Genomic DNA, 261 nt, shown 5'->3' on the forward strand with positions numbered 1-261 from the left:
GGGCGATCGAGGGGAATCGAACCCCCGAATGTCGGAGCCACAATCCGATGCGTTAACCACTTCGCCACGACCGCCATAGTAAAATTTTATAAAATTAATCGATTGGCAGGGGCAGTAGGAATCGAACCCACACCGGAGGTTTTGGAGACCTCTGTTCTACCGTTAAACTATGCCCCTATATAAACTGGTGGAGGGGGGCAGATTCGAACTGCCGAACCCGAAGGAGCGGATTTACAGTCCGCCGCGTTTAGCCACTTCGCT

Annotated in this window: 2 tRNA genes; both read right to left on the bottom strand. The window is 52.5% G+C overall.

The window, feature by feature from the left end:
• Nucleotide 1: 1 nt before the first annotated feature.
• Nucleotides 2-74 (bottom strand) — tRNA-His (locus tag L2D08_RS23805).
• 29 nt (nucleotides 75-103) lie between these two features.
• Nucleotides 104-177 (bottom strand) — tRNA-Trp (locus tag L2D08_RS23810).
• Nucleotides 178-261 lie beyond the last annotated feature (84 nt).

Origin of the sequence: Domibacillus sp. PGB-M46 (assembly GCF_022668875.1) — a bacterium.
GTDB lineage: Bacteria > Bacillota > Bacilli > Bacillales > Domibacillaceae > Domibacillus.